Consider the following 22,333-nt stretch of genomic DNA (forward strand, 5'->3'; position numbering starts at 1 on the left):
GTCGGGTCAGCGGCGGCGGGTACGGGTGCGCTTCACCTTGAGCTCCTGCAGGCGCGGGACGTCGCCCTCACGGACCCGCCGCCAGGCCCGGCGGTAGAGCGCCGCGGCCGGTTCGGCGGGTGCCAGTACGCCCAGGAGCGGCCGGCCGGCGGGGGTGAGGTCGTACATCGGGAGCTTCCACTGCTCCACCGGCAGGGCCGGGGAGGCCAGGTCGGTCCAGGCGCCGGGCAGGAACAGCGAGCGTCCGGCGCGGCTGCGGTCGGCGGACACCACCAGGTCGGTGGCGGCCAGTTCGGCTCGGGCGGCCTTGAGCCGGGCCGGCTTCCAGCCCGTCCACCGGGCGGTGTTGCGGTCGGTCGGGTCGGGCATGGCGAGCAGGGCCAGGTACAGGGCGGCCGCGTCCGCGCCCAGTCCGTACGCGGCGCGGACCTCCTCCACCAGCTCGGGCACCGAGCGGCTCGGGTCCTGCGGCCACCAGGTGCCGGCCGTGTCGGTCTCGCCGGCCGCGGGCGCGCCGGGGTCGGCGAGGAGTGCCGCGAAGCGCGGGTCGTGGGCGGTCCGCAGGGCCGTCTCGGCCGCGGTGGGCTGCTGGTCCTCGCCGCGCAGTGCCGGCAGGTGGGGGTCGGAGCCGGTGGAGTCCAGCAGCGCCGTCCGTACCGCGGGCCTGGGCTGGTCGTCGTGGGTGGCCATGACGACCGCGCCGTAGCGCTCGTAGCCCTCGCCGGTCTCGGTCGGGGCGCCGGCGACCTTCCGGAAGTGCGGAAGGCTCGTGTAGTGCGCGATCTCCAGGAGCAGTTCGGGCGAGGCGAGGCGCTGCCGTACGGCGGTCAGTGCGGGCGGCAGGACCGCCCGCACCGGGTCGCCGGCGGGCAGCCGGTGGGCCAGCCACGCGCTCATGGCCAGGGTCGCCATCAGGACCTGCGCGTCGAAGGGGTCGGTGGCGGCGACGGCGGGCTCCACGTGGTCGCCCTTGACGATCCACGGCACGTCGACGGAGAGCTCGCGCGCGGCGTCGGGGGCGAGCAGCGCCGCCAGCACGCGGTGGGCGGGCCGTCCGCCGCGGACGGCGCGTGCCGCCTCGGTGGCCAGCCAGTCGGGGACGGGGGTACGGCGGCCGACGTGCCGGTTCCACACCTCCGCGGCGGCGGCCGCGTCGGGGCCCTCGCTCCACAGGCGTACCGGATCGGCGGGCAGCAGGGCCGCGACCACGGCGCGCCGGACGTCCGCGCCGAGGGCCTTGAGCTCGTCGCGGGCGCGGGCGGCGTCGGCGGCCTTGACGCCGAGGGCGGCGCGCACCTGCGCGGGCAGGAAGTTGCGGTCGTAGCTGTCGATGTGCGGGAGTCCCGCGATCACCAGGCGGGCGAGGGCGCCGGAGACCCCGGTGAGCCGGGAGAACTCCTCCGCTGCCTCCGGTCGGAAGGGCGCCGGGCCGTGCTCGGCGGCTGCGCCGAGGAAGGCGGTGAGCCAGCCGGGGTCCCGGTCGGGGTCGCCGAGGGGCGCCGTGCCGCGCACGGTGTAGGGGCCGGGGAGGGTGAAGCGGCCGGTGGGGTCGTGGAGGAGGGCGCCGAACTCGTGCCCGTCGGGCAGGGAGGTGCCGTACCCGGTCACCGCGAGGACGGCTCCGCCGCCGAGCGGCAGCAGGCTGCGGTGGTGGAGGTTGCGGTCGAGGCCGTCGGGGCCGCGCAGGTGGGCCTGGTCGAGGTGGGCCCGGACCTGGCGCCAGGCGCCGGCCGAGCCCTGTGCTGAGGCCATGCCGAGCGTGTCCACCTCGCCGAGGACGGTGAGGAGGGCGGCCCGCTGTACGTCGGTGGTCGTCGCGGCGACGGCCCGGTAGGCGGCGGCCGCGGGCCGGTCGAGCAGCGGCGTCCAGACGAAGTCGTAGTACGGCAGGCCGGGCGTGTCGAAGTGGAGCAGTCCGGGCACCACGGCGGCGTCGGTACCGGCGCGCGCGGCGCCGAGGAGGGTCAGGGTGTGGTGAGTGCCGTCGGTGTCACCGGCGTAGTGGTGGTGGGTGTGCTCCAGCAGCCCGCTGAGGGCTTCGCCGAGCAGTCGGTCGGCGGGTCCGGGCTCGCGGTCCGCTGCGGGTGCGGTGTCCGCGGCGAGCCGGGCGGCGATCCCGTCCAGGGCCTTCTGCTGGGTCAGGGCGAAGCGCAGGACCTCGACGATGCCGCCGATCAGCTTCGGATCGGTGACCTGCGGCAGGGCGGCGCTCACCAGGTCCGGCAGGTCGTCGGCCCTGGCCGCGGCGGCGGCCGCCTTCAGGAGGGCTCCGACGGTCTCGCGGTCGGCCGTGCGGAGCGCGGCCGAGCCCTGCGGGTCGCGGGGACGCAGCGCGTACCAGTGGGAGAGCGGCGGGAGGTCGACGCTGCCCGTGCCGAAGGGGGTGTCGTGGCGGTCCTGGCGGGTCTTGGCGGTGACGACGCCTTCGGGGTCGGTGAGAGCCAGTTCGCGCCAGCTGTGCGAGAGGGCGCGCGGCCGGTCGTCGCCCGGGAAGGTGAGGGCGGCCACCGGCTTGTTGCCGTCTTCGGGGACGGTGACGGTGCGTCCGGCCGTGTCGGTGCCGACCCAGCCGTTGCCGGGGAGGCGTACGGCGTGCCAGCCCAGGAGGCCGTCGGCGGGCGCGCCGAGCACGGAGCCCGCCACGGTGGGCGCGGGAAGCAGTCGGCTGGAGTGGCCGGACGAAGCGCTCCCGCCGTACGCCCTCGCGGTGTCGGCGAAGAACGCGGGCATGGAGGAGCGTCCACAGGCGCCGCTCGCCGGGTCGTACTCGAACCAGCCGCCCTCGTTGTCGTGGTCGCGCTGCCGCCACACCCAGTACGAGGTTCCGTCGGACAGGACCGGTCGCTCGTCGGGCAGCCGGGTGTCGCCGCGGTACAGGACTCCGCCACCGGTGGTGCGTCCGCCGCCGGGCAGCGGGAGGGAGAGGTGGTCGCTGCGCAGGGACCAGTAGGTCCGGTCGGCGTCCAGGGTGAAGACGGTGGCGGGCGAGGAGTGCCAGTAGCCCTCGGTCCGGTGCGAGCTCCAGTCGGCCCAGAAGACGAGCAGCTCGCCGTCGACGTAATGGAACCCCGTGCGGCGGTGGGATCCAGCCGGGATGCGCAGGTCGTGCGTGAGGACGGTCGAGTCGGCGTCGATGACGCGGACCTGGGCCGCGTTGGCGACGATCAGGTACGGCCAGGCCTCCACGACGGTGAGGCCGTGGCGGTCCCTGCCGGGGGTCAGTTCGCTGACGGCGCTCTCCCAGGCAGGCCAGGCCAGTTCCTCGAAGAGGCCGCCGCGCAGGGTGCGTGCGAGGGTTTCTCCCAGGTCGGTGGCGGCCGCGGCGGCGACCTCGTCGCGGGCCAGCAGCAGGGCCTCGGCGGGCAGCCAGGTCAGCCGGTCGATGGCGTCGGGGACCGCGGGCAGGCCTGCGGCAACGGAGGCGCGGGCGACCTCGCCCGTCCACTCGGCCAGCAGCGGGCGGGCGCCCGGCGAGGCGGCCACGCGGCGGACGACGTCGGTGCAGCCGCTGCCCAGGCTGTTCAGCGCCCGGCGGAAGGCCGGCTGGAAGCGCGGGTCCGCCGCCACCGCGGCCAGGTCGCGGCGCTCGTCGCGGTCGGACCAGTCCGACAGGTTCAGCGCGTCGTGGCGGTGCCGGGTGGTGTGGTCCTCGGGTGCGGCGACCGGGACGTCGAGGGTGAGAAGCAGGTCGAGGAGGTCGGCGTCCTGGACGCCGATGCGCAGGCCGCCCTCCCGCTCGGGCCGGGCGAGTTCGGCGCGCAGCTGCGGGGCGCAGCGCTCGACGACGTCGAGGAGGGCCGGGTGCGAGGGGCGGCGGCCCCAGCCGGAGTGGCGGGCGGCGTGGAAGCGCTCCAGCCAGCCGGAGGTGCCGTCGGTGCAGCGCTCCTCGTCGGGCAGGGTGGCGTCGGCCAGGCCGGCGGTGGCCCCGGACTCCTCCAGGACGTCCAGCCACAGGTCGGTGAGGTCGACGTCGCCGCCGGGCGGCGTCAGTGCCAGAAGTGTGCCGCGTACGGCGGGGATGCGGCGGGCGAGTGCGACGAGGGCGCCGCGGTGGGCCTTCCACCAGCCCAGCGCGGCGCGCAGGGTGGCGGGCAGGGGCAGCAGTTCGGCGAGGTAGTCCTGTTCGGGCTCGGTTCCGGTCAGGCCGGCGTTGCGGGCCAGGCGGCGCAGCTCGACGGCGGCCTGGGCGGAGGGCGGCAGGCCGCCCGCGGTGCGGCGTACGCACAGGCGGCGGAAGCGCTCGTATGCCTCGGCGGGACTGACCCGGCCCGCCAGGGCCTTGCCGTAGCCGGCGAGCACCTTCACCGGCAGGGCGCCGGCGAGCGCGAATTCGAGGAAGACGGAGTCGAGGCGGTCCTCGTCGACGGCCAGCCCGTAGCGGGCCTCGGCGGTACGGGCGCGGCCGAACAACTGGGCGGCGTAGGTGGTGTTCTCGACGCCGAGGAAGACGCGCGCGGCCTGCTCGTGGAAGAGGGGCAGGAAGTGCGGCACGGACGCGGCGAGGCGGTCGGCCAGTTCGGTGCACGCGTCGAGCGCGGCCTTGGGCTTGGTCTTGGCCTGGCGGGCGATCCGGTCGAGTTCGGGGACGACGGCGAGGGCGTGGTGTCCGTCCTCGGGGTGGTGCACGAGGACCCATTCGGGGAAGCCGAGTGCCTGGCGGCGGCTCAGGCCCACGACGGGCGGCTCGGCCTCGTCGCGTACCAGGCCCAGGAAGCCTGCGGCGAGGTCCTCGGCCGCGCCGAGTTCGGCGGCGGCGAGCCGGACGACGACGCGGCCCTCGTCGAGGCCCGGGTGCCGGTAGGTGCGAGCGGTCAGGTCGACGGCTCCGGCGCCCGCCCCGGTGGTGCCGTGGGGGAGGACCGCGCCGGCCTGCAGCAGCAGTTCGGTCTCGTTCGCCGCGGTGTCCTTCAGGTTCCTGCTCATGCGTCCCCGCCCTCCTCGATCTTGCGCCCGGCGTAGAGTGCCGCGGCCATGCGCATGCCCTCGGACCAGGCCACCGGTCCGACCTTGGTCAGCGGCAGCGCCCGGCCGTCCGCGTCGTGCCAACTCAGGGCGCCGGTGCTGGTCTCGTCGTCGTAGTAGGGCTCGCCGATCCAGACCGTCGCCTCCGTGCCGGTGCCGGCTCCGGCGTCGCGGACGCCGCAGGTGGCGTAGCCGCCGGAGACCCGGTAGCCGAGGGCGGTGGCGCGGGCGGCGAGGCTGAAGCGGGTGGGGAAGGCCCCGCCCGCGTAGTCGCGGACCTCGGTGGCCGTGGCGGCGACGTCGTGGGGCTTGCGCCAGGTGGCGCGGTGGATCTGCTCGACCTGCTGCACGATGCCCAGCTCGGCCGCGAACTCCCGTACGTCGTCGAGGTCGGGCAGCAGTACGGGGTGGGGCAGGGTCACGGTGCGCGGGGAGAGCCGGACGGTCTCGCCGTCCAGGTTGACCACCTTCAGCTCACCGGCCGCGGTGGCGTCCCGCAGGAAGCCCACCTCGCCGGGGTCGTCGCCGACGACCGCCAGGTCGCGCAGGGCCTTCTGCCAGGCCTCGTCGGGCCAGACCCGGGCGAGCAGTTCGGTCGGCACGGGCAGCGAGGAGACCATCCAGGCGTCGACCTGGGCGACGCAGGCCGCCTCGTGCCGGTCGAGCCATTCGGCGAGCCGGCGCAGCCGGTCGACCTCGGGATGGTCCTTCAGCGCCTTCGGCAGTGTTTTCAACTGCCGTCCCGCCGCCCGGCCGGTGACGGACCTCGCCGCCACCCGCCCCTCCACCAGGGCGATCTCGTACCCCTCGCCCGCCGCCAGCCATGCCATCAGACCGTGCCCCTCCGCCTGTCCGTACGTGTGCGCGCAGCCCTGACAGGGGGGTGCGAACCCCCTGAGCTGCGGATGTCGGGAGACTAGCGAGGGCCACTGACAACGGCCGTCGGAGGGGCACGCGGAGGTGGTTGTCCGGTTCTGGGTAGTCTTTCCCGGACAGTGGCGGAGCGGTATCGGCTCGTGGTGGGGTTATGGGACGTCAGATACATGTACCGGGTGCGCTGGTGGCGGCCCTTCTGCTGGCGGCCGCGGCCGGCTGCTCGGATCCGGGCACGCCGGGCGGCGGGGACCCGAAGCCGCAGCCGTCCGCCTCGCGGGCCGCGCCGCCGGCGGGCGCGCCGGCCGCAGGGGACGTGCTGCCCGGCATGGTCACCACTGCGGTGGCCCGTGGCCAACTGGCCGAGCTGAAGGTGGCTCCGGTGGGCACGATGGCCGGCTACAGCCGGGCGAAGTTCACGCACTGGGCCGAGCAGGGCAACAAGTGCGACACGCGCGAGACGGTGCTCAAGCGGGACGGTACCGAGGTGACGCAGGACGGCGAGTGCCGGGCCGTGTCCGGCACCTGGACGAGCCTGTACGACGGGGTGGTCGTCAACGACGCGTCCAAGATGGACATCGACCACATCGTGCCGCTCGCCGAGGGCTGGCGCTCCGGCGCATCCGGCTGGGATGCCGCTCGACGCAAGGCCTTCGCCAACGACCTGACCCACCCCCAGCTGCTGGCGGTCAGCGCGTCCTCCAACCGGTCGAAGGGCGATCAGAGCCCCGACCTGTGGCAGCCGCCGGACCGCTCCAGCTGGTGCCAGTACGGACGGGCCTGGACCACCGTCAAATCCACCTACGGGCTGACCGTCACCGAACCGGAGAAGAAGATGCTCACCACGATGCTGGACACCTGCACCTCATGACGGGGGCGGAGCACTGGCAGGATGACGTGCTCGCCGGACCGGGCGGAGCCATGACCGACGAGGTCGGCGTCGTCACCGGCCCGCTCACCCTGCGCACCACGGCCGCCGCCGGGGGCACGGTCCGGTTCGACGTCCAGTACAAGGACGCCGACGAGTGGTACACACTCACCGGCAGCCCCCGGCCCCACCACGGCGCCCCGGCCGCCCTGCACGCCGCGGCCCTCGCCGCGATCCGCGCGGGCGGCGCGGCCGAGGCGCCCGCCGCCGGCTCCGGAGGGGGCGGGGCCAGGCGGCTTCCGCCTACCGGAAGGTGACGTCCGAGCAGGAGTAGAACGCTTCCTCGCTCTGGAAGGAGCCGTCGGGCCGCTTCAGCCCGTGCCAGATCGTGTAGATCAGGTGCTTGCCCTTCTTCTCGGGGAGCACCGCCCGGAACGTGAACGCCTTCGCGCCGAGGAATCCCGAGGGGGCCGCTGTGGCCGCGGTGTTGTCGGCGCTGAGGAAGGGCGTCTCCTCCAGGTCGGACCACTTCAGCGGCTTCTTCGGGTCGTAGCCGTCCTTGGTGACGTACATCTCCATGCGGTACGGGTTGTGCAGCGCGCTGATGTCGTAGCGGAGGTCGTACTCGGCGCCGCCGGGCAGCGTCGTCGAGGGGAAGTCGTCCCGGGCCAGGTCGAGGCCGGAGAACTGTGCGTTGCCGGCGCTGCACAGCTTGCCGTCGGGTATGCGGGCGCGGTGCTGCGGCGAGGAGGTGGGGGTGCTGTGGTCGATGGCGCGGCCCTGGACGATCGACTTCCAGTCGCCGGGGATGCCGGGGCTCTGGGCGAGGGCGAGTCGACAGGCCTCGCCGGCCTTCGGGTTCTTGGTGCAGGCCACGCTGCGGCTGACCGGGTCGGCGGTGGATCCGTGCGCGGAGGCGGGCGCGGAGCCGAGGGCGGTCACGGCGAGGGGGAGGGCCACGAGCGCGGTGAGGCGCAGGAAGGCGGTCCGGCGGGCCGGGAGCCGTGCCTGGTCGGGAGTGCTGGTGGCGGGGCGGGCCGTGGTCATGAGGGGGACGCTCCTGGTCATGAGTCGGTCGTGCGCGTGGGTCGGTGGTCGGCGGCCGGTCAGCCGGCTGTCTTCACGGTCAGCTCGCGGGAGAACGCGCCCCATGTGCCGTCGCCGAGCCGCGCCCGGATCTTCACGGTGTACGTCGTGCCGGGATGGGCGCCGACGAGCACCTCGCGCGAACCCCTCGTCGTCGGTACGGGCAGCACCGGGTCGCCGGTGCCCCACATGAAGGTCTGGGCCGGCTTGCCGTTCAGGTAGACCTGGTAGGTGGTGATCTGGCCGACGCCCTGCGGGACGGACCAGGTGAGGTTCAGGTAGTGCTGGGTGACGGCGCCGTCCTGCTTCGTGGCGGTGGTGGCGGCGAGGTCGCCGGGGGCTGCGGTGCCGCCGTTGCCGTCGGGGGCCGCGGTGGTCGTCACCTGGGCTTCGCGGGTCGGGTCGGACTCCTTGCCGGAGGAGTCCACGGCGGTGACCTTGAAGCGGTAGGCGGTGCTCGCGGTCAGGCCGGAGACGGTGGCCGAGGTGGCCTTGGCGTCCGCCTCCTGGACCTTGGCACCGTTGCGGTAGATCCGGTAGCCGGTGACGGCGACGTCGTCGGTCGCCGCGCGCCACCGCAGGGCGACCTGGTACGGGCCGGAGGGCGCCGCCTCCAGGTCCGCGGGGATGACCGGCTTCGCCCTGTCCTGGCCGGGCGCCGCGTGCGTGGTGAGCACGATGTCCTTGCTGAAGCCGGTGGTGCGGCCGTCGGCGCGGACGGCGCGGACGGCGCGGACCGTGAAGGCGTAGCGGGTGGCGGGAGCCAGCCGCTCGATGTCGGTCATCGTGTCCTTGACGGTCTTGATCTGCTTGCCGTCCTGGAAGACCTCGTAGCGCACGATCTCGGCGCCACCGGCGGGCGGCTTCCACATCAGGTGGACGGCGGTGTCGTCCTTGACGAAGGAGCCGCCGTCCGCGGGGACGGCCGCGTTCGTGCCGGTGTCGCTGCCGCTGCCGCTGCCCGAAGGGCCGTTCACCTTGCATCCGGTGATCTTGGGTATGCCCTTGCCGGCGGGGTTGATACCGACCTTGACCACCCGGTTGCCGCTCCCGGCCAGGTCGGCGCGGTCGGCGACCGGCTTGACGGTGACGTGCCGGCCGGTCTGGCGGAGTTCGTACGCCCAGGGGTTGTCCAGGGTGACCTGCCCCTGCGACACGTCGAACTCGGCGGTCCAGTCCCGTACGGGCCGGTCCCCCTTGGTCGCCAGGGAGACCTCGCCGGTGGCCCACCACACGGTGGCCTGGTCAGCGACGCGGCAGGCGGCGTTGAGGCCGTTGTCCTCCTCTCCCGCGTTGGCGGCCACGGGGACGACGACGGAGCCGATCCCCACGACCGCGGCCGCACAGGCCAGGGCAATTCGCTTTCGGGACATCAGAAACCTCTTGGTAGAGCCGATCCGCCGGTGCAGCGGCGGTATCGGAAGTGCCTCGGTCAACACCCGTGACCCTAAGCGCGGTTCGCGCCGCGACCGGGCCTCCGACGGGCTGCCGGGCGGCTATTATACGTCCCTTAAGGTCCGGATAGGGCGCCCTTGATCCCCTGTTGGCGCCCTGCGACCCTGCGGCTTTTGAAGATCACTCTCTGTGCCCGGTGCACTGTTGCGGGGCCCCGGATCAGGCCTCGTACTCGGTGAGGTCGATGCCGTGAATGTGGACGGGGTGGCCGTGGCGGGGGTCGGTGGTCTCGCGTTCCCGCACCATGTCGAGCTTGCGGATCACGTTCTCGGAGGCGGTGTCGCCGAGCCGGTTGACGGCGACGACGCGGTCCAGGCCGCGGTCCTGGAGGGCGAACTCCAAGGTGGCGTGGGCGGCTTCGGAGGCATAGCCCTGACCCCAGTACTGGCGGCCGAGCAGCCAGCTGATCTGCACGTCGGCCCGGGCGTCCGGCAGGCCCTCGATGACCGAGAGGCCGACGGCTCCGACGAGCTCGCCGGAGCCGAGGAGCTCGACGGCGAAGAGCCCGAAGCCCTCCTCGTCCCACTCCTCCTGCCAGCGCTCGATCGTCTCGGCCGTCTCGTCGAGACCGAGGGTGGATCCGTCGCCGACCCAGCGCATCACCTCCGGGTCGGCGTGGATCTCGGCAAGGGGGACGAGGTCGTCGTCGGTCCAGAGGCGGAGGAGGAGGCGGGGGGTACGGATCTCGGTCATGTGCCTCATCCTGCCGAAATTCCCCGGACCAGCGGTAATCGGCCTTCGAGGCCGGACCACGGGCCCGCGTCCGGCCGTGCTCGTGCTCCCGCGGGCGGTGCCCTCGCGGCGGTACCGTGGGCGGCGGGCGGGACCGGCAGGGGCGGGGCGGCGGCTGCGGCAATCGATGTCGGGGCCTGGCGGTGACGCCCCGCGCGCACGGCACCCCGGCGGGTCGTCACCCTGCCGGTGGATCGGGCGCCTCTCTCGCCCCCTGGGGGGGCTTCGGGCGGCGTCAGTCCGTGGGACTCGTTCCGGTCGGAACGGTGATGGCCCGGAGCTTCTCCCGCAGGTACGTGTGCGAGTCGACGGGGTCGTGCAGTACGCGGCCGATGGGGGCGGGGAGGGACTCCACCCGGGTGTGCGCGTCGCATTCGTAGAAGTAGACGAGCGAGATCAGCTCCTCGGCGGGGGCGTCGGCCGGTGGGGGCAGTACGCGGTGGCGGCCGGCGCGCCAGCGGTCGCCGGTCCAGCGGGCCATCAGGTCGCCGATGTTGACGGTGAGCGCGGCCGGGTCGTAAGGGGCGTCCTGCCAGCCGTCGGCGTCGGTGTGGATCTGGAGGCCGCCGGAGCCCGGCTGCCGGTCGAGGACGGTGACCGTGCCGAAGTCGGTGTGGGCGCCGATGCGGAACTGGCCCGGCAGGGGCGCGCCGACGGTCTCGGTCCCGGGGTACCAGTTGAGGTTGAATCCCCAGGTGGGGTGCCCCGTGTGGCGCGTGAAGCGGTCCTCGGCGAGCCCGAGGGCGGTGGCGAGGAGTTCGAGCAGCTCGTCGCAGAGGGCCCGCATCCCGGTCAGGTAGTCGGTCACCAGCGGCCGCAGCTCCGGCGCCTCCTCCGGCCAGGTGTTGGGCCGGAACCACTCGATGTCCACGGCCGGGTCCCCGGTCGGTTCGTCGGCCGCGAAGGACCACGACTCCTTGAGGTCGGGCGGCGAGGCGGTGCCTTCGGCGTAGCTGTTGGCCTCCGCTCCCGGGCCCAGCCAGCCCCGGCCGCCGACCGTGACGGTGTACGGCTCTTTCAGGGCGGCCGGCAGCCGGAAGAACGTCCGGGCGGCCTCCCGGATCCGTTCCGGCAGCGAGGGGTCCACCCCGTGGCCGGTGACCAGCAGGAACCCGGCCACCTGCAGGGCCTCGTCGACGCGGGCGGCAGTCCGGGCCCGCTCCTGCGGCCCGCCGGACCGCCACCGCCCGAGATCGATCACGGGTACCTGGGATCCGGCCATGGGAGACCTGCCTTCCGACGCCGCGCGGTGGTGTCCGGTACCGAGGCTATCGCCGCTCAGGACCGGAGGGGCTCGACACGGAACGACACGGAACGTGGTTCTCGGCCACTTTGTGTGCGCTTCGACGGCCGCGGGCCGCGATGATCGTCACGATAAGGACCAGAATGGTACGACGGGTGCCTCAGGGACGGAGCATGCGGTGGAGATTTCGACACGGGAGGTCTTCGGGGCACCGTGCTGGGTGAGCCTGATGACGCGGGACCTCGAGACCGCACAGCGCTTCTACGGCGCGGTGGCCGGGTGGCGGTTCCGGCCGGCCCGCCTCGGTGACGCGTTCTCGGTGGCGTTCCTGAACCGGGTCCCGGTGGCGGGCATCGGGGCGCTGGCCGCGGATCTGGGGGTCGCGGCGGCGTGGACCCCGTACTTCGCGGTGGACGACGCCGACGTCGCGGTGGACCGCATCCGGGAACGGACCGGCACCATCGCGGTCGGCCCGGTGTCCTTCGAGTCCGGCGGCCGCGCGGCGCTCGTCGCCGATCCGGACGGCGCGGTCTTCGGGATCTGGGAAGGCGATGTGGCCGCGGACTGGCGGGCCGGCAAGGGTCCACTGCCGGCCTGGCTGGAACTGCGCACCAGGAATGCCCTCGACGCCGCGATGTTCTACGGCGCGGTACTGGAATGGGCCACCGACCGGCCGGGCTGCTGCACGGTCTCCTACGAGGAGGACCAGGTCGTCCTGCGGCAGAACGGCGAGCCGGTCGCCCGCCTCAACAGCGGTCCGGTCGAGCTCGCCGCCTACTCCCCGTACACCCGGCCGCGGTGGCACGTGCACTTCCGCGTGCCCAGGCTCCGGCCGGCGATCGAGGCGGCCGTCGTGCTCGGCGGCCGCATGGTCTCGGACATCACCTCGAACGCCACGGAGCGGTGGGTGACCCTCCGCGACCCGGACGGGGCGCTCTTCACACTCACCACCGGCCTCGGGGCGGATTCGGACGAGGACCTCGCCCGGCCCGGCCTGTACTGACGGGACGGGCCGGTACCCGACCGCACGGGCCGGTACCCGATCGCACGGGCCCGTACCGGCCGCAGGCGCGGCGGCGCCGGATGTCCGAAGCCGGCCGGGGCCCGGTAGGGGGCGAAAGGCGGCTCGCGCGACGGACGCACACCCGCCGGGCGTACGTCCCCCTCGGACCTGCGCGGTGGCCGCCGCGGCGCACGTCCGGGCGAGGGCGCGCCGTTGGCGGGTGTGGGGCCGCGACGGGGTCCGTTCGGCTCACCACCGCGTGTTCACCCGCGGCCCGGGGTCCGGCGTCCATGGGCGGGTCGGGCGCGGCGGATCACCGTCGGTGACGCTTCGAGATGCGGGCGTACCGCAGTGCTGGTTCGCTGATTCCGCCCGCTCTCCCCCACGGACACAAGGAGCGATCATGAGCGTTTCAGGCGAGTCCCGCGGCCGGTCCCAGCAGATGCGCACGAAGGCCAAGGAGCTGAACGAGGCCGCCGAGCGGTCCACCGACCCGGAGGAGCGCCGCCGGCTGAAGGAGAAGGCCCGCCGCCTCCAGGAGCAGAGTGAGCAGGAGAGCCGGATGGACGACCGGGGCATGGACCCCATGTAGTCCGAGCCTCACTGGTCCGGAGTTTCAGTAGTCCCGAGTCCCACCCCGCGGGACCGCGCATCGGCCGGTGTCCGCCGCGATCCCCCGTCGCCGCGGCACCGGCCGCCGTGCGGCCCCGCGGGCCCGGCCCGGCGGGAACGACCGGTCCCGCCGCCGTCCGGCGGGGCGCACCCGCCCCGCCGGGTGGACGCCCGTCATGGCGGACCGGCGCCCCGCCACTCGGCGAAAGGCCGGGCGTCCTGTCCGGCAGCGATCTATGGTGGCGGTCCGATGCCGGAACACGGGAGGGCGACGGATGGCCGTCGACGGTTTCACACTGCTCGCTGACGCACACGACTACCTGCTCGCCGCCGTCCGCGGTGTTCCCACCGCGGCATGGGGGGATCCGACGCCGTGCACCGGGTGGACGGTGCGTCAGGTGCTCAACCACGCACGCCTGGACCAGCAGGCTCTGGTCATGCAGATCACGGGCGTCGCGCCCGCGACCGACCCCTTCGAGCCCCCCGACACGACCAGCGGTGACCCGGTCGCGGAACTGGCGGCCGTGCTGAAGGAGACGCTGGCGGCGTGGGAGTCAAGGAGGGGCGACGAAAGCGTTCCCACCCCGATGGGACCGATGCCGGCCGATGCCGGCACGGCCGCCGCGGCACTCGACGCCGGCATCCACGCCTGGGACATCGCCCGGGCTACCGGGCAGGACCTGCCGCTGACCGAGGAGATGGCCGAGGCCCTGGAGGACATCGCGGCGAGGATCGTCGTCTTCGTCCGGGATTCCTTCGGCAAGTACGCACCGCCGCTGACCGTTCCGGAGGGGGCGAGTCGCGCCGAGAAGCTCCTTGCGTTCACCGGGCGGGACGCCCACTGGTCGCCGCGCTGACCCCTCGGCGCATGCACGCGCACCCTCCGGGACGGGCCGCCGCGCCCGGCACCCGGTGAGCCGGGCACGGGGCCGAGTGCGGCCGGGGGCGGCCCGGCGCGCCTAGAGCCTGACCTGCCATTCCACCGTGGAGCGCAGGGCGCGGATGGTCTTCGGGTCGCGGACCGACGGCGTGCGATCCTCGACCGTCACCGACAGGCGGTGGGTCCGCAGGTCGAAGAGCCACAGTTCCGCCACCGACACCTCGGTGCGCCCCGCGAACCTCGCCAGCTCCCTGCCGTCCAGGTACCAGCGGACCACGAGCTGCCGGCCGTCCGCTCCGGAGAGCCTCGGGACAGTCACTCTGGCCGTGTTGCGCAGCCTCAGGGTTCGGTCCGTCGGCGTGACCGCCGTGGCGATCCGCGCGTGCCGGTGGAAGCCGGCGATCATCGCCTCGACTCCGGGCAGGTTGAAGGGCTTGCCCAGGGTCCGCATGAGGGAGCTGTCCGTGGGCCGGTACAGCCCCGTCGCGTAGTAGTTGCCGCCCTCGTACGCCCCGACCTCGCCCCCGTCGGGGGACTCCTCGCCGAGCCAGCGGTACCACTTGGCGCGCCGGGAGGCCATCCGGTCGGCGGTCAGGCCGGAGCTGTTGGACTCGGCGGGTTCGGGGCCGGTGTACTTCTCGTAGTCCGGCACGCCAGGGTAGAAGTACTCGTCGGCGAGCTTGCCCAGCGAGTGGCCGGTCTCGTGGATGGCGACCTGGCCGGACTTCGGATGGCCGGCCGAGGCGGTGGATATCCCCTCGTAGCCGAGGGTGGCGCTGGGCTCGTTGTAGCCCGCTCCGCCGTACTTCGCGCTGTTCGCCAGCACGATGACCAGGTCGGCCTCCGGCGCCTTCGCCACGTACGCGTCGACCCTGGGCTGATCGATGCAGAGCAGCCGTTCGATGCCCTCGCACCAGAAGTACGAGCCGAGGGCGGTGTCGCGGACGGTCTCCGGGTCGGGGTCGCCGGAGACGCCCGACTCGCGGGAGACCGCGTCGACGGTCCAGACGTTGAAGAGGCTTCGGTAGGTGGTGTACGGCTCGACTGCGGCCACCTCGGCCCATTTCTGCTCGGCGTCCGCGTGGAACTGCGGCAGTTCGGCCGCGGTGTAGCCGTCCCCGATGACGACGACGTCGAGGCGGTCCGCGGTGGAGCCGTTGTCGATGATCTTGGTGATCTCGCCGTCGGCCGACCGCTCGGCCTCCGTGAGCCGTCCCGCGCTCTTCGCCGGGCTGTCGGCAGCGGGCACCAGGGCATGCCCGGATCCGGCGTCACCGCCCTGTTCGGGCCCGGGGATCTCGACCTCCGCCCGGAGCCCGGCCGGCTCGGCCGCCGCGTCCGCCGGGCCCGCGGCCGCGAGCGCGGCGCTCACGCAGAGGATCGCGAGCAGCGTCCGCAGCGTCGGGCGCCCGACCGGGCGGCGGGCCGCCCGTCCGATGGCCCCGCCAGTGACCGGATCCATGAAGTCCTCCCCCGGGACAGGAAGTTAAGCAGATGGATAAGCGTGTTGAATCGGCTGCTTAAACTAGGCGGGGCGCGGGAGGTGCGCAATGGCGTACTCCGGCTGAATACTGGGGACTTCGAGCAACCAGGGGGTACTTCATGGACGAACCGGGCGAGATCGGCCGTCGGGTCCAGCGCATGCGCCTCGAACGTGGTCTGACCCAGAAGCAGTTGGCACACCCGTCGTACACCTCGGCCTACGTCTCCACGCTGGAGTCGGGCAAGGTCCGCCCCTCCGAGACCGCGCTGCGCTTTCTTGCCGGCCGCCTGGGCACGTCGTACGAGGAGCTGGCCACCGGCCGCCCCGCCCACCTGGCCACCGAACTGCGTCTCGCCCTCACCGACGCGCAGCGCACGCTCACCACCGGCGCGGCCGACGAGGCCGCCGTACGCTACCGCCGCCTGCTCACCGAGGCGGCGGAGCTCGGGCTGGTCCCCGAACAGGCACAGGCACGGCTCGGGCTCGGCGAGTGCGCCCTGGAGTCCGGTGAACTCCAGTCTGCCATCGAGCACTTCGAGGAGGCCGAGCGCCTCCTGGCCGACGAGCCGCTGACGCACCGCGTCCGCCCGCTGCGCGGCCGGGCCGTGGCGCACCTGCTCGCCGGCGAGCTCCGCTACGCCTGTTACCTGCTGGAGTCCGCCATCGACGAGCTGGGCGCGAGCGGGCTGGCCGATCCGGACGCGCTGGTCCTGCTGCACGCCGCGGTCATCGGTCCCTACATGGACATGGGCGCCCACGCGCGGGCCGCCCGCTCGGCCGAGCTCGCACTCGCCCTGGCCCCCCGGGTCAGCGATCCGGCGCTGGTGGCGGGCATGCACCGGCAGGTGGCCCGGACCTTCCTCGCCGAAGGGCGGGTGGCCGAAGCGGACGCCTCGCTGGCGCAGGCACAGGCGATCTACGGCAGGCTGCAGCTGAGCACGGACCTGGCGCACTGCCACTGGATGCGCGGCTACGTACTGGCGCAGAACGGGGAACTCGGCCCGGCCGAGCGGGAGCTGCGCACGGCCCGGGACATGCTGTCGGCCCGGCGCGCCGGCCTCTACACGGCCCAGGTGGAGGTGGAGCTGGCGGACGTACTGCGCCGCCTGGGCCGGACCGAGGAGGCCGTCCGGCTCCTCGCGGCGCTGCTGGAGCTGGGCAACAGCCACGGGGCCGTGCACGCCGGCGGCGCGCACCGGCTCCTCGGCCTGATGGCCGAGGAGCGTGGTGAGACGGAATCCGCCGAGGAGCACTACGTACAGGCGCTGGCGCTGCTGGAGCGCAGCGGGGCCACGGGCGACCTCGCCGACCTGTGCCGCCTGCTGGGCGACCTGCTGCGGCGCACCGGCCGGGTCGAGGCGGCCCTGGACGCCTACCGCACGGGCCTGGGGCACCGGGCGGCGCCGGGCACCACCACCCTGGGCCCAGCGCCCGCGGCCGCGTTCCGGCCCGGTCGGATCAGTGGTTCTCGGTGGGCCGCAGATCGCGGGGAATGAGCGTCCAGGTCGTGGCAGCCGCGGCGACAGCGAGACCGCCCGCCATCAGGAACGCCGGGGTGATGGCGAGGGTGTAGGCGTGCGAGGCGGTGTCGAGCAGGGCCTGTCCGACGACGCCCCCCAGCCGTTCGGCGATGTGCGCCGCCTCACCGACGGAGTCCCGTGCGGCGTCCGCGGTCGGGCCGTCCAGTGCGAGGTCGGGCAGGTTGCCGCGGTAGAGCGCGGCCGCGGTGGAACCGAGGACGGCGACCCCCATCGCGGAGCCGAGCTCGTAGCACGTCTCCTCGATGGCGGCGGCGCTGGAGACCTCGGCGGCCGGGGCGGCGGAGACCAGCGTCACCGAGGCCACGGTCGTGGCGAGGCCGGCGCCCAGTCCCATGACGGTCAGAGCGGCCGCGAAGGCCGGGTAGCCGAGGTCGGTGAACTGTTGCAAGGTCCACGGCAGGGCCATGCCCGCGGCCAGGACGACGAGTCCGGCACCGAGCACGTGGCGGATCGCGAAGCGCTGCATCAGCGCGGGCGCAACCATGGAGGCGGCGATCAGGGCGAGCGGAGCCGGCAGTAGGCGCAGACCGGCCTCCAACGGGGCGTAGCCCTCGCCGTACTGGAACCATTGGGTGACCAGGAACAGGATCGCGCCCATGCCCACCATGGGCAGGAAGATCGCGGTGGCGGCCACGCTGAAGGCGGGCTCGGTGAAGAGCCGCACCTGGAGCAGGGGGTTGTCGATCCTGGTCTGGCGGCGGACGAAGACGGTCAGCGCGACGGCCGCGACGAGCAGCAGGGCCCAGGGCAGGGGGTCGGCGACCCCGCCCTTGCCGAGCTGCTTGATGCCGCCGGCCAGGGCGAGCATGCCGACGACGGACTGCCCGACACCCCACCAGTCCCACGCGCCGGTGCTGCGCGGGGAACGCGATTCGGGCAGGTAGCGCAGGCCGGCCGCGACGATGACGGAGGCGACGGGCAGGTTGAGGAGAAAGGCCGAGTGCCAGCCGTGCTCCTGGACCAGGAGGCCGCCGACGACCGGTCCGAAGGCCATGCCGCCACCGAACACGGCGGCCCAGACGGCGAGGGCGAAGGCGCGTTCCCGGGCGTCGGTGAAGACGGTGCGCAGGATCGAGACGGTGGCGGGCATGATGGCCGCGCCGCCGATGCCGAGCAGGGCTCGGGCCGCGATCAGGTGCCACGCCTCGGTGGCGCACACGGCCATGAGCGAGGCTGCCGAGAAGATACCGAAGCCGGCCATGAGCAGCCGCTTGCGGCCCCAGCGGTCGCCGAGGGCACCCGCGGTGACGAGCAGGCCGGACAGGGCGAGCGCGTAGACGTCGATGATCCACAGCTGCTGCACGGCGCTGGGCCGGAGGTCGCCGACGAGCGAGGGGAAGGCCACGTTGAGGATCGTGGTGTCCATGGAGATGAGCAGGAGACTGCCCGAGAGTATCGCCAGGACGATCCACCTGCGGGGGTCCGGCGTGGGGGTGCGCATGGGCTTCCGTTCGGGGTCTGTACGGGGTGACGGGCGGGTCGGGGTGCAGGGCCGGCGGGGAAGGCGGCGCGCGGGGCTGCGTCCGCCGAGGAAGGGGGTCAGATCCGGACGGCCGCACTGCCGGGTGGCGAGGTGCCCGTCCCGTGCGCGCTCGGGGACTGCGTCGCGAGGTCCTGGCAGGGCGTACCGGATCCAGTGCGGCGGGTGGGTGGCCCGCAGCCGTCCCGGCCGCCCGCCGGGGCCGGGGACGGCGAGGGCCCTCCGGGGCCGGCGGTCCGCTCCGCCCAGGAACCGGGGCGGGCGCGCACGGTGGCGTCGCGTGAGTCGACCACCTCGACCGGCCGGCCTGCGGCCGTCGCCGGCCGGGCTTCGCGGGGCGCGCGGCGACGGCCGGGCGCGGCGCGGCGGGTACGGGCTCCGGCGGCGATCCGAATCATCGAGGAGCTGTGGTCGCCGGCGAGGACGCGTGCCGTGCCGTTCAGCGGTTCTTCTTCGTGCGCCATATCGAGCCTCCTTCGCCTCGAACGATACAAGAATGTCTCATTCGAGCCAAAGGCGACCCATAACTGGTGGACCGAAGGGGCCTCCGCCGGCGATTCCTCTCCCACCGCCCCCCTCGACCGGTCCGCGTCGCCGCCACCAGCGCCGGGCCGGGCGCGGAACGGCAGGCAGGGACAGGGGGACAGGCGGGGCGGGACAGGCAGGGCGGGATGGGGGCGCCGCCGGGACGGCGGCACACACGTGCCGTCGCGCCGGTTCACCGAGGAGTCGTCCCGCGGGCGGCCCAACAGGGCCCACGACGACACCTCGGCAGCACGTCACGAAGCGGTCGTCCCGCGGGCAGCCGAACGGGACGACCCCTGATCACATGGGCCGTTCCCTGCGCTCGCCGTCGGTGCGGGCGCGGGCTCCCGATCGGGTGCGCGCGGCGGTCTGGGCTCGCTGCGGATGGCGGCGCACGTACTCGTGCTCCAGTTCGTTCATCCGCTTCGTGTGCGTGACCAGGGCGTCGTCGGACCCGTACAAGAGGGTCTCGTGGCGCGTGCGGTGGATGGCCTCCAGCTCCTTGAGCAGCCGGCCCTCCTCCAACGTGCGTGCTGACGGACCGCCGTCGTGCTCCGTCATGGCAGGTGCACCTCCTCCTCGGGCCCCCGCCCCACCATCATCCTCCGCGCCGCGCCGCGCGTCCCGTCAGCGGCCGCCGCTCCGGCCCCCCGGCGCGAGCGGTAGACACTGTCTACTCCCGCTGGTAGACAAGGGTCCATGAACCAGGAGAGACATCTGCGGGAACGACTGATCGACGCCGGCGCCGAGCTCGTTGCGAGCGAGGGCACCTCAGCCCTCGGACTGCGGGAGATCGCCCGACGGGCGGGGGTCTCGCACGGGGCGCCGCGGCGGTACTTCCCCAGCCACCACTCCCTGCTGTCGGCGATCGCCCGGCGCGGCTTCGCCGATCTCGGCGAGCAGGTCGGCGCGCTGGAGGCCGCGGCGGGGCAGGCATCGCCGCGAGAACGGGTGCGGGCGATCGGGCGCACTTACGTCGGCTACGCACGGGAGAACCCCGGAATGTTCGAGCTGATGTTCCGCCACGACCTGCTCGACAGTACGGGCCGGGACCCGTCGGACGAGCCGCGGCTGCGGGAGTCGACCCTGCCGCTGTTCACCCTTCTCGTCACGCTCGTCGCCCGATGCGGGGCGGCCGAGCCGTCCCTCACCGCCGCCGCGCTGTGGGCCAACCTGCACGGCGTGGCACAGCTGTGGCGCTGGGGCAGCCTGCCCCTGGCCCTGGGCGAGGACCCGGCCGTGGGTGCGGACCGGCTGGTCGACGCGGCCGTCGACGCGCACCTCGGGGGTACTCCCGCGTGAGGCAGCGGACCACCCTGCTGGTCAGTGTGACCGGAGCGATGCTCGTCGCGCTCGACGGCACCGTGTTGGCGGTGGCGCAGCCGAGCCTCGCGACCTCGGGGCAAGCGTCGCGCAGGTCCAGTGGACCAGTACCGCCTACCTACTGGCGGTGGCCGCGTTCCTGGTGCCCGCCGGGCGGCTCGGTGACCGGTACGGGCACGCCCGGCTGCTGTTCGTCGGCGTGCTCGGGTTCGCCGCGGCCTCGGCGGGCATCGTGTCAGCACCGGGCGTGGGCTGGGTGATCGCACTGCGCGCCGTGCAGGGCCTGTTCGGTGCGCTGCTCCAGCCGGCGACGCTGGCGCTGCTGAGGCTGGCGTATCCGCCCGAGCGGCTGGCCACGCCGGTGGCCGTACGGACCAGCGCGATCGGGGCGGCCGCGGCCGCCGGTCCACTGCTGGGCGGTCTGCTGGCGGCCTGGTGGGACTGGCGGGCCGTGTTCGTACTCAACGTGCCCGTCGCCGTGCTGACCGCCGCGCTGACGCTCGCCGTTCGGACCCCCGCGCCGCCGGCGGGTGCGCGGGCGCGACGGTGGGAACTCGGTGGCGCGGCTCTGCTCGCCACGGCCCTCGCGGTCTTCGTGCACGCGCTGGTGGGCGTGCCCGAGCACGGATGGACGGCGACGTCGACGCTGCTCGGGTTCGCGGGTGCCGCCGGGCTCGCAGCCTTGTTCGTACGCCGTGAGCGGCGCTCGGCGCGGCCGCTGCTCCCCCCGGCCGTGGCCCGGGCCCGAGCGGTCACGGCCTCGATGGCCTTGCTGCTGGTGGTCTCCGCAGGCATGTTCGGGGCCTTGTTCACGGCGACGTTCCGGCTCCAGGACGTCTACGGGCTGGGCCCGCTGGACACCGGACTGCGGGTGCTGCCGCTGACGGTGGCGATCATCGCCGGTGCTCCGGTGGCGGGGATGGCACTGCGGCGGTTCGGGGCGCGCCGGACCGCGTTGACCGGTACGGCGCTGGTCGCCGCCGGGATCGCCGGGCTGGGCTCCGCCTCGGGGCCCGCCTTCGCGGTGCTCGGCGCCGGCTTCGCCACCGTCATGGTCACCGCCACCGGCGCGGTGGTCGGCGAGGCCCCGGCCGAATACGCCGGGGTCGTCGGCGGGCTGAAGCAGACCGCCATGAACGTGGGCCCGGCCCTGGGCATCGCGGTGGCCGCGGGCACCGGGGTGCGGGGGCCGTCGCTGACGGCCCTGGCCGTGCTGGCGGCGGCCGGTCTGGCGGCGGCCTCACGGCTGCCCGGCCGCGCGCGCCCGGCAGCTGCGGGCCACCTCGTCGGCGAAGACGAGGGCCGGCGGGGCGAGGGCCGCCCAGCGGCGGACGGCCCAGCCGACGGCGAGCGGCGGCAGGGCGGGGACCGGCACCAGGCGCAGCGGGCCGTCGGAGCCGGGGACCTGCCAGCCGGGCAGGGCCGGCACCACGGCATGGCCCAGGCCTAGTTCGGCGAGCAGCAGGGCGGTGTCCCAGTCCGCCACGCTGGTGTCGGAGCGCACGTGGATGCCGGACTCGGCGAAGGCGGCGTCGAGGTGGGCCCGGGAGGCGGAGTTCCGGGGCAGCCGGATGTGACGGATCCCGGCGAGGTCGGCCGGGGTGAGTGCGTCCCGTCGGGCGAGGGGGTCGTCGGCGCCGACCGCGAGCACCCAGGGCAGTTCCATCACGGGGCGCTGCTCGATGCCGCGGACGGGGCCGCCGATGGTGATCCAGGCGAGGTCGAGGTCGCCGGAGGCGAGGGCGTCGAAGCAGCCGCTGCTGGAGTTCTCGGTCTGGAACTCCAGGCTCACCCCGGGGTGACTGCGACGGAAGGAGACGACGGCCTCGGACATGAAGTGCCGCACGGTCGTCGCGCCCGTGGTGACACGCACGCTGCCGCCGCCGCCCCGTACCAGGTCCTCCACGCGGCGCAGGGCGCCGTCGAGGCCGGCGATGCCGTCGGCTGCGGCCGCTTGCACGATACGGCCGGCCTCGGTCGGCACGACGCCGCGGGCGTGCCGCTCCAGCAGGCCGGTACCGGTCTCCTTCTCCAGACGGCGGACGTGCTGGCTGACGGCGGACTGGGTGCAGCCGAGGTCGCGGGCGACGGCACTGAGGCTGCCGGCACGGCAGACGGCCACGAACACGCGGAGGTCGTCGAGGGTCATGAGACCCAAGGTATTCCTTGGATGTGGGGAGCAAACCAGAGGATTGACTTGGGTTTTGGGGTGGATCAGGATCGGTGCAGGGCCCGGGCGGCAACCCGTCCCCGCCTTCGCCACGGGG

General features: G+C 74.1%; 18 protein-coding genes and 1 pseudogene. 8 read left to right on the forward strand and 11 right to left on the reverse strand.

Translation table 11 applies throughout. The annotated features are described in order from the left end of the window. Window positions 1–6 precede the first annotated feature (6 nt). On the reverse strand, window positions 7–4,923 hold the full coding sequence (locus AW27_RS01165; protein ID WP_052030158.1) for a hypothetical protein: 4,917 nt from the start codon (window positions 4,921–4,923) through the stop codon (window positions 7–9). Next, a complete protein-coding gene (locus AW27_RS01170; protein WP_037917327.1) occupies window positions 4,920–5,792 on the reverse strand; it encodes a DUF4132 domain-containing protein in 873 nt (290 codons plus the stop codon). Before AW27_RS01170 ends, AW27_RS01165 begins: the two co-directional genes overlap by 4 nt. Before the next feature lie 197 nt (window positions 5,793–5,989). Here AW27_RS01170 and AW27_RS01175 point away from each other — a divergent pair, with 197 nt between their 5' ends. Together AW27_RS01175 and AW27_RS01180 are read left to right on the forward strand one after the other, a co-directional pair. Then, the gene (locus AW27_RS01175) at window positions 5,990–6,706 is read left to right on the forward strand and encodes an HNH endonuclease family protein (RefSeq protein ID WP_052030157.1); all 717 of its coding nucleotides are present in this window, start codon (window positions 5,990–5,992) and stop codon (window positions 6,704–6,706) included. Beyond that, window positions 6,703–7,020: a hypothetical protein gene (locus AW27_RS01180; RefSeq protein ID WP_052030156.1), complete on the forward strand. Its 318-nt coding sequence runs from the start codon at window positions 6,703–6,705 to the stop codon at window positions 7,018–7,020. The genes AW27_RS01175 and AW27_RS01180 overlap by 4 nt, the downstream gene beginning before the upstream one ends. Here the strand turns inward: AW27_RS01180 and AW27_RS01185 are convergent. From AW27_RS01185 to AW27_RS01200, 4 genes are all read right to left on the reverse strand, one after another. Beyond that, window positions 7,007–7,750 (reverse strand): lytic polysaccharide monooxygenase auxiliary activity family 9 protein, encoded by a 744-nt coding sequence (locus AW27_RS01185; RefSeq protein ID WP_052030155.1) that lies wholly within the window; start codon window positions 7,748–7,750, stop codon window positions 7,007–7,009. The two genes, AW27_RS01180 and AW27_RS01185, sit on opposite strands and share 14 nt — an antisense overlap. Window positions 7,751–7,809: 59 nt before the next feature. Then, window positions 7,810–9,162, reverse strand: coding sequence for a fibronectin type III domain-containing protein (locus tag AW27_RS01190; protein ID WP_052030154.1), 1,353 nt, complete (start codon window positions 9,160–9,162; stop codon window positions 7,810–7,812). A 241-nt stretch (window positions 9,163–9,403) separates the two neighbouring features. After that, window positions 9,404–9,937 carry a GNAT family N-acetyltransferase gene (locus AW27_RS01195; protein WP_037917325.1) on the reverse strand — a complete coding sequence of 178 codons (534 nt, stop codon included), beginning with the start codon at window positions 9,935–9,937 and terminating at the stop codon, window positions 9,404–9,406. Between the two features lie 274 nt (window positions 9,938–10,211). Then, entirely contained in the window at window positions 10,212–11,198 is a 987-nt protein-coding gene (locus AW27_RS01200) for an isopenicillin N synthase family dioxygenase (RefSeq protein WP_037917323.1), read from the reverse strand. A 250-nt stretch (window positions 11,199–11,448) separates the two neighbouring features. On the opposite strand from AW27_RS01200, the gene AW27_RS01205 reads away from it, so the two are divergent. The 3 genes from AW27_RS01205 (at window position 11,449) to AW27_RS01215 (ending at window position 13,691) form a co-directional block, all read left to right on the forward strand. After that, entirely contained in the window at window positions 11,449–12,222 is a 774-nt protein-coding gene (locus AW27_RS01205; protein WP_037918455.1) for a VOC family protein, read from the forward strand. Between the two features lie 403 nt (window positions 12,223–12,625). Continuing rightward, window positions 12,626–12,814, forward strand: a complete 189-nt coding sequence (locus AW27_RS01210) for a DUF6381 family protein (RefSeq protein WP_030657858.1) — start codon at window positions 12,626–12,628, stop codon at window positions 12,812–12,814. Window positions 12,815–13,109: 295 nt separating this feature from the next. Next, entirely contained in the window at window positions 13,110–13,691 is a 582-nt protein-coding gene (locus AW27_RS01215; protein ID WP_037917321.1) for a TIGR03086 family metal-binding protein, read from the forward strand. A 102-nt stretch (window positions 13,692–13,793) separates the two neighbouring features. Here AW27_RS01215 and AW27_RS01220 read toward each other — a convergent pair whose 3' ends face one another. Next, window positions 13,794–15,176: a M64 family metallopeptidase gene (locus tag AW27_RS01220; RefSeq protein WP_078555957.1), complete on the reverse strand. Its 1,383-nt coding sequence runs from the start codon at window positions 15,174–15,176 to the stop codon at window positions 13,794–13,796. 140 nt (window positions 15,177–15,316) lie between these two features. Between AW27_RS01220 and AW27_RS01225 the strand changes: the two genes are divergently transcribed. Further along, the gene (locus AW27_RS01225; RefSeq protein ID WP_052030153.1) at window positions 15,317–16,693 is read left to right on the forward strand and encodes a helix-turn-helix domain-containing protein; all 1,377 of its coding nucleotides are present in this window, start codon (window positions 15,317–15,319) and stop codon (window positions 16,691–16,693) included. Here AW27_RS01225 and AW27_RS01230 read toward each other — a convergent pair. The 3 genes from AW27_RS01230 to AW27_RS01240 form a co-directional block, all read right to left on the reverse strand. Continuing rightward, window positions 16,656–18,179, reverse strand: coding sequence for an MFS transporter (locus AW27_RS01230; protein ID WP_037917319.1), 1,524 nt, complete (start codon window positions 18,177–18,179; stop codon window positions 16,656–16,658). The genes AW27_RS01225 and AW27_RS01230 overlap by 38 nt on opposite strands. 98 nt (window positions 18,180–18,277) lie before the next feature. Continuing rightward, a complete protein-coding gene (locus AW27_RS01235) occupies window positions 18,278–18,682 on the reverse strand; it encodes a hypothetical protein (protein WP_037917317.1) in 405 nt (134 codons plus the stop codon). A gap of 361 nt (window positions 18,683–19,043) precedes the next feature. Then, entirely contained in the window at window positions 19,044–19,304 is a 261-nt protein-coding gene (locus tag AW27_RS01240; RefSeq protein WP_037917315.1) for a DUF6158 family protein, read from the reverse strand. Window positions 19,305–19,442: 138 nt separating this feature from the next. On the opposite strand from AW27_RS01240, the gene AW27_RS01245 reads away from it, so the two are divergent. Both AW27_RS01245 and AW27_RS01250 read left to right on the forward strand, forming a co-directional pair. Further along, a complete protein-coding gene (locus AW27_RS01245) occupies window positions 19,443–20,045 on the forward strand; it encodes a TetR/AcrR family transcriptional regulator (protein WP_037917313.1) in 603 nt (200 codons plus the stop codon). A 38-nt stretch (window positions 20,046–20,083) separates the two neighbouring features. Next, window positions 20,084–21,324: pseudogene (locus AW27_RS01250) on the forward strand (MFS transporter); the annotation flags it as partial. Here AW27_RS01250 and AW27_RS01255 read toward each other — a convergent pair. Next, a complete protein-coding gene (locus AW27_RS01255) occupies window positions 21,307–22,215 on the reverse strand; it encodes a LysR family transcriptional regulator (protein ID WP_037917311.1) in 909 nt (302 codons plus the stop codon). The pseudogene AW27_RS01250 and the gene AW27_RS01255 sit on opposite strands and share 18 nt — an antisense overlap. Between the last annotated feature and the right edge of the window lie 118 nt (window positions 22,216–22,333).

Source organism: Streptomyces sp. PCS3-D2, assembly GCF_000612545.2.
Lineage (GTDB): Bacteria > Actinomycetota > Actinomycetes > Streptomycetales > Streptomycetaceae > Streptomyces.

What these genes read in the sequence shown, in the direction of transcription:
- AW27_RS01165 (WP_052030158.1), bottom strand. Translation starts at nt 4,923, where the DNA reads ATGAGCAGGAACCTGAAGGACACCGCGGCGAACGAGACCGAACTGCTG.
- AW27_RS01170 (WP_037917327.1), bottom strand. Translation starts at nt 5,792, where the DNA reads ATGGCATGGCTGGCGGCGGGCGAGGGGTACGAGATCGCCCTGGTGGAG.
- AW27_RS01175 (WP_052030157.1), top strand. Translation starts at nt 5,990, where the DNA reads ATGGGACGTCAGATACATGTACCGGGTGCGCTGGTGGCGGCCCTTCTG.
- AW27_RS01180 (WP_052030156.1), top strand. Translation starts at nt 6,703, where the DNA reads ATGACGGGGGCGGAGCACTGGCAGGATGACGTGCTCGCCGGACCGGGC.
- AW27_RS01185 (WP_052030155.1), bottom strand. Translation starts at nt 7,750, where the DNA reads ATGACCACGGCCCGCCCCGCCACCAGCACTCCCGACCAGGCACGGCTC.
- AW27_RS01190 (WP_052030154.1), bottom strand. Translation starts at nt 9,162, where the DNA reads ATGTCCCGAAAGCGAATTGCCCTGGCCTGTGCGGCCGCGGTCGTGGGG.
- AW27_RS01195 (WP_037917325.1), bottom strand. Translation starts at nt 9,937, where the DNA reads ATGACCGAGATCCGTACCCCCCGCCTCCTCCTCCGCCTCTGGACCGAC.
- AW27_RS01200 (WP_037917323.1), bottom strand. Translation starts at nt 11,198, where the DNA reads ATGGCCGGATCCCAGGTACCCGTGATCGATCTCGGGCGGTGGCGGTCC.
- AW27_RS01205 (WP_037918455.1), top strand. Translation starts at nt 11,449, where the DNA reads ATGACGCGGGACCTCGAGACCGCACAGCGCTTCTACGGCGCGGTGGCC.
- AW27_RS01210 (WP_030657858.1), top strand. Translation starts at nt 12,626, where the DNA reads ATGAGCGTTTCAGGCGAGTCCCGCGGCCGGTCCCAGCAGATGCGCACG.
- AW27_RS01215 (WP_037917321.1), top strand. Translation starts at nt 13,110, where the DNA reads ATGGCCGTCGACGGTTTCACACTGCTCGCTGACGCACACGACTACCTG.
- AW27_RS01220 (WP_078555957.1), bottom strand. Translation starts at nt 15,176, where the DNA reads ATGGATCCGGTCACTGGCGGGGCCATCGGACGGGCGGCCCGCCGCCCG.
- AW27_RS01225 (WP_052030153.1), top strand. Translation starts at nt 15,317, where the DNA reads ATGGACGAACCGGGCGAGATCGGCCGTCGGGTCCAGCGCATGCGCCTC.
- AW27_RS01230 (WP_037917319.1), bottom strand. Translation starts at nt 18,179, where the DNA reads ATGCGCACCCCCACGCCGGACCCCCGCAGGTGGATCGTCCTGGCGATA.
- AW27_RS01235 (WP_037917317.1), bottom strand. Translation starts at nt 18,682, where the DNA reads ATGGCGCACGAAGAAGAACCGCTGAACGGCACGGCACGCGTCCTCGCC.
- AW27_RS01240 (WP_037917315.1), bottom strand. Translation starts at nt 19,304, where the DNA reads ATGACGGAGCACGACGGCGGTCCGTCAGCACGCACGTTGGAGGAGGGC.
- AW27_RS01245 (WP_037917313.1), top strand. Translation starts at nt 19,443, where the DNA reads ATGAACCAGGAGAGACATCTGCGGGAACGACTGATCGACGCCGGCGCC.
- AW27_RS01255 (WP_037917311.1), bottom strand. Translation starts at nt 22,215, where the DNA reads ATGACCCTCGACGACCTCCGCGTGTTCGTGGCCGTCTGCCGTGCCGGC.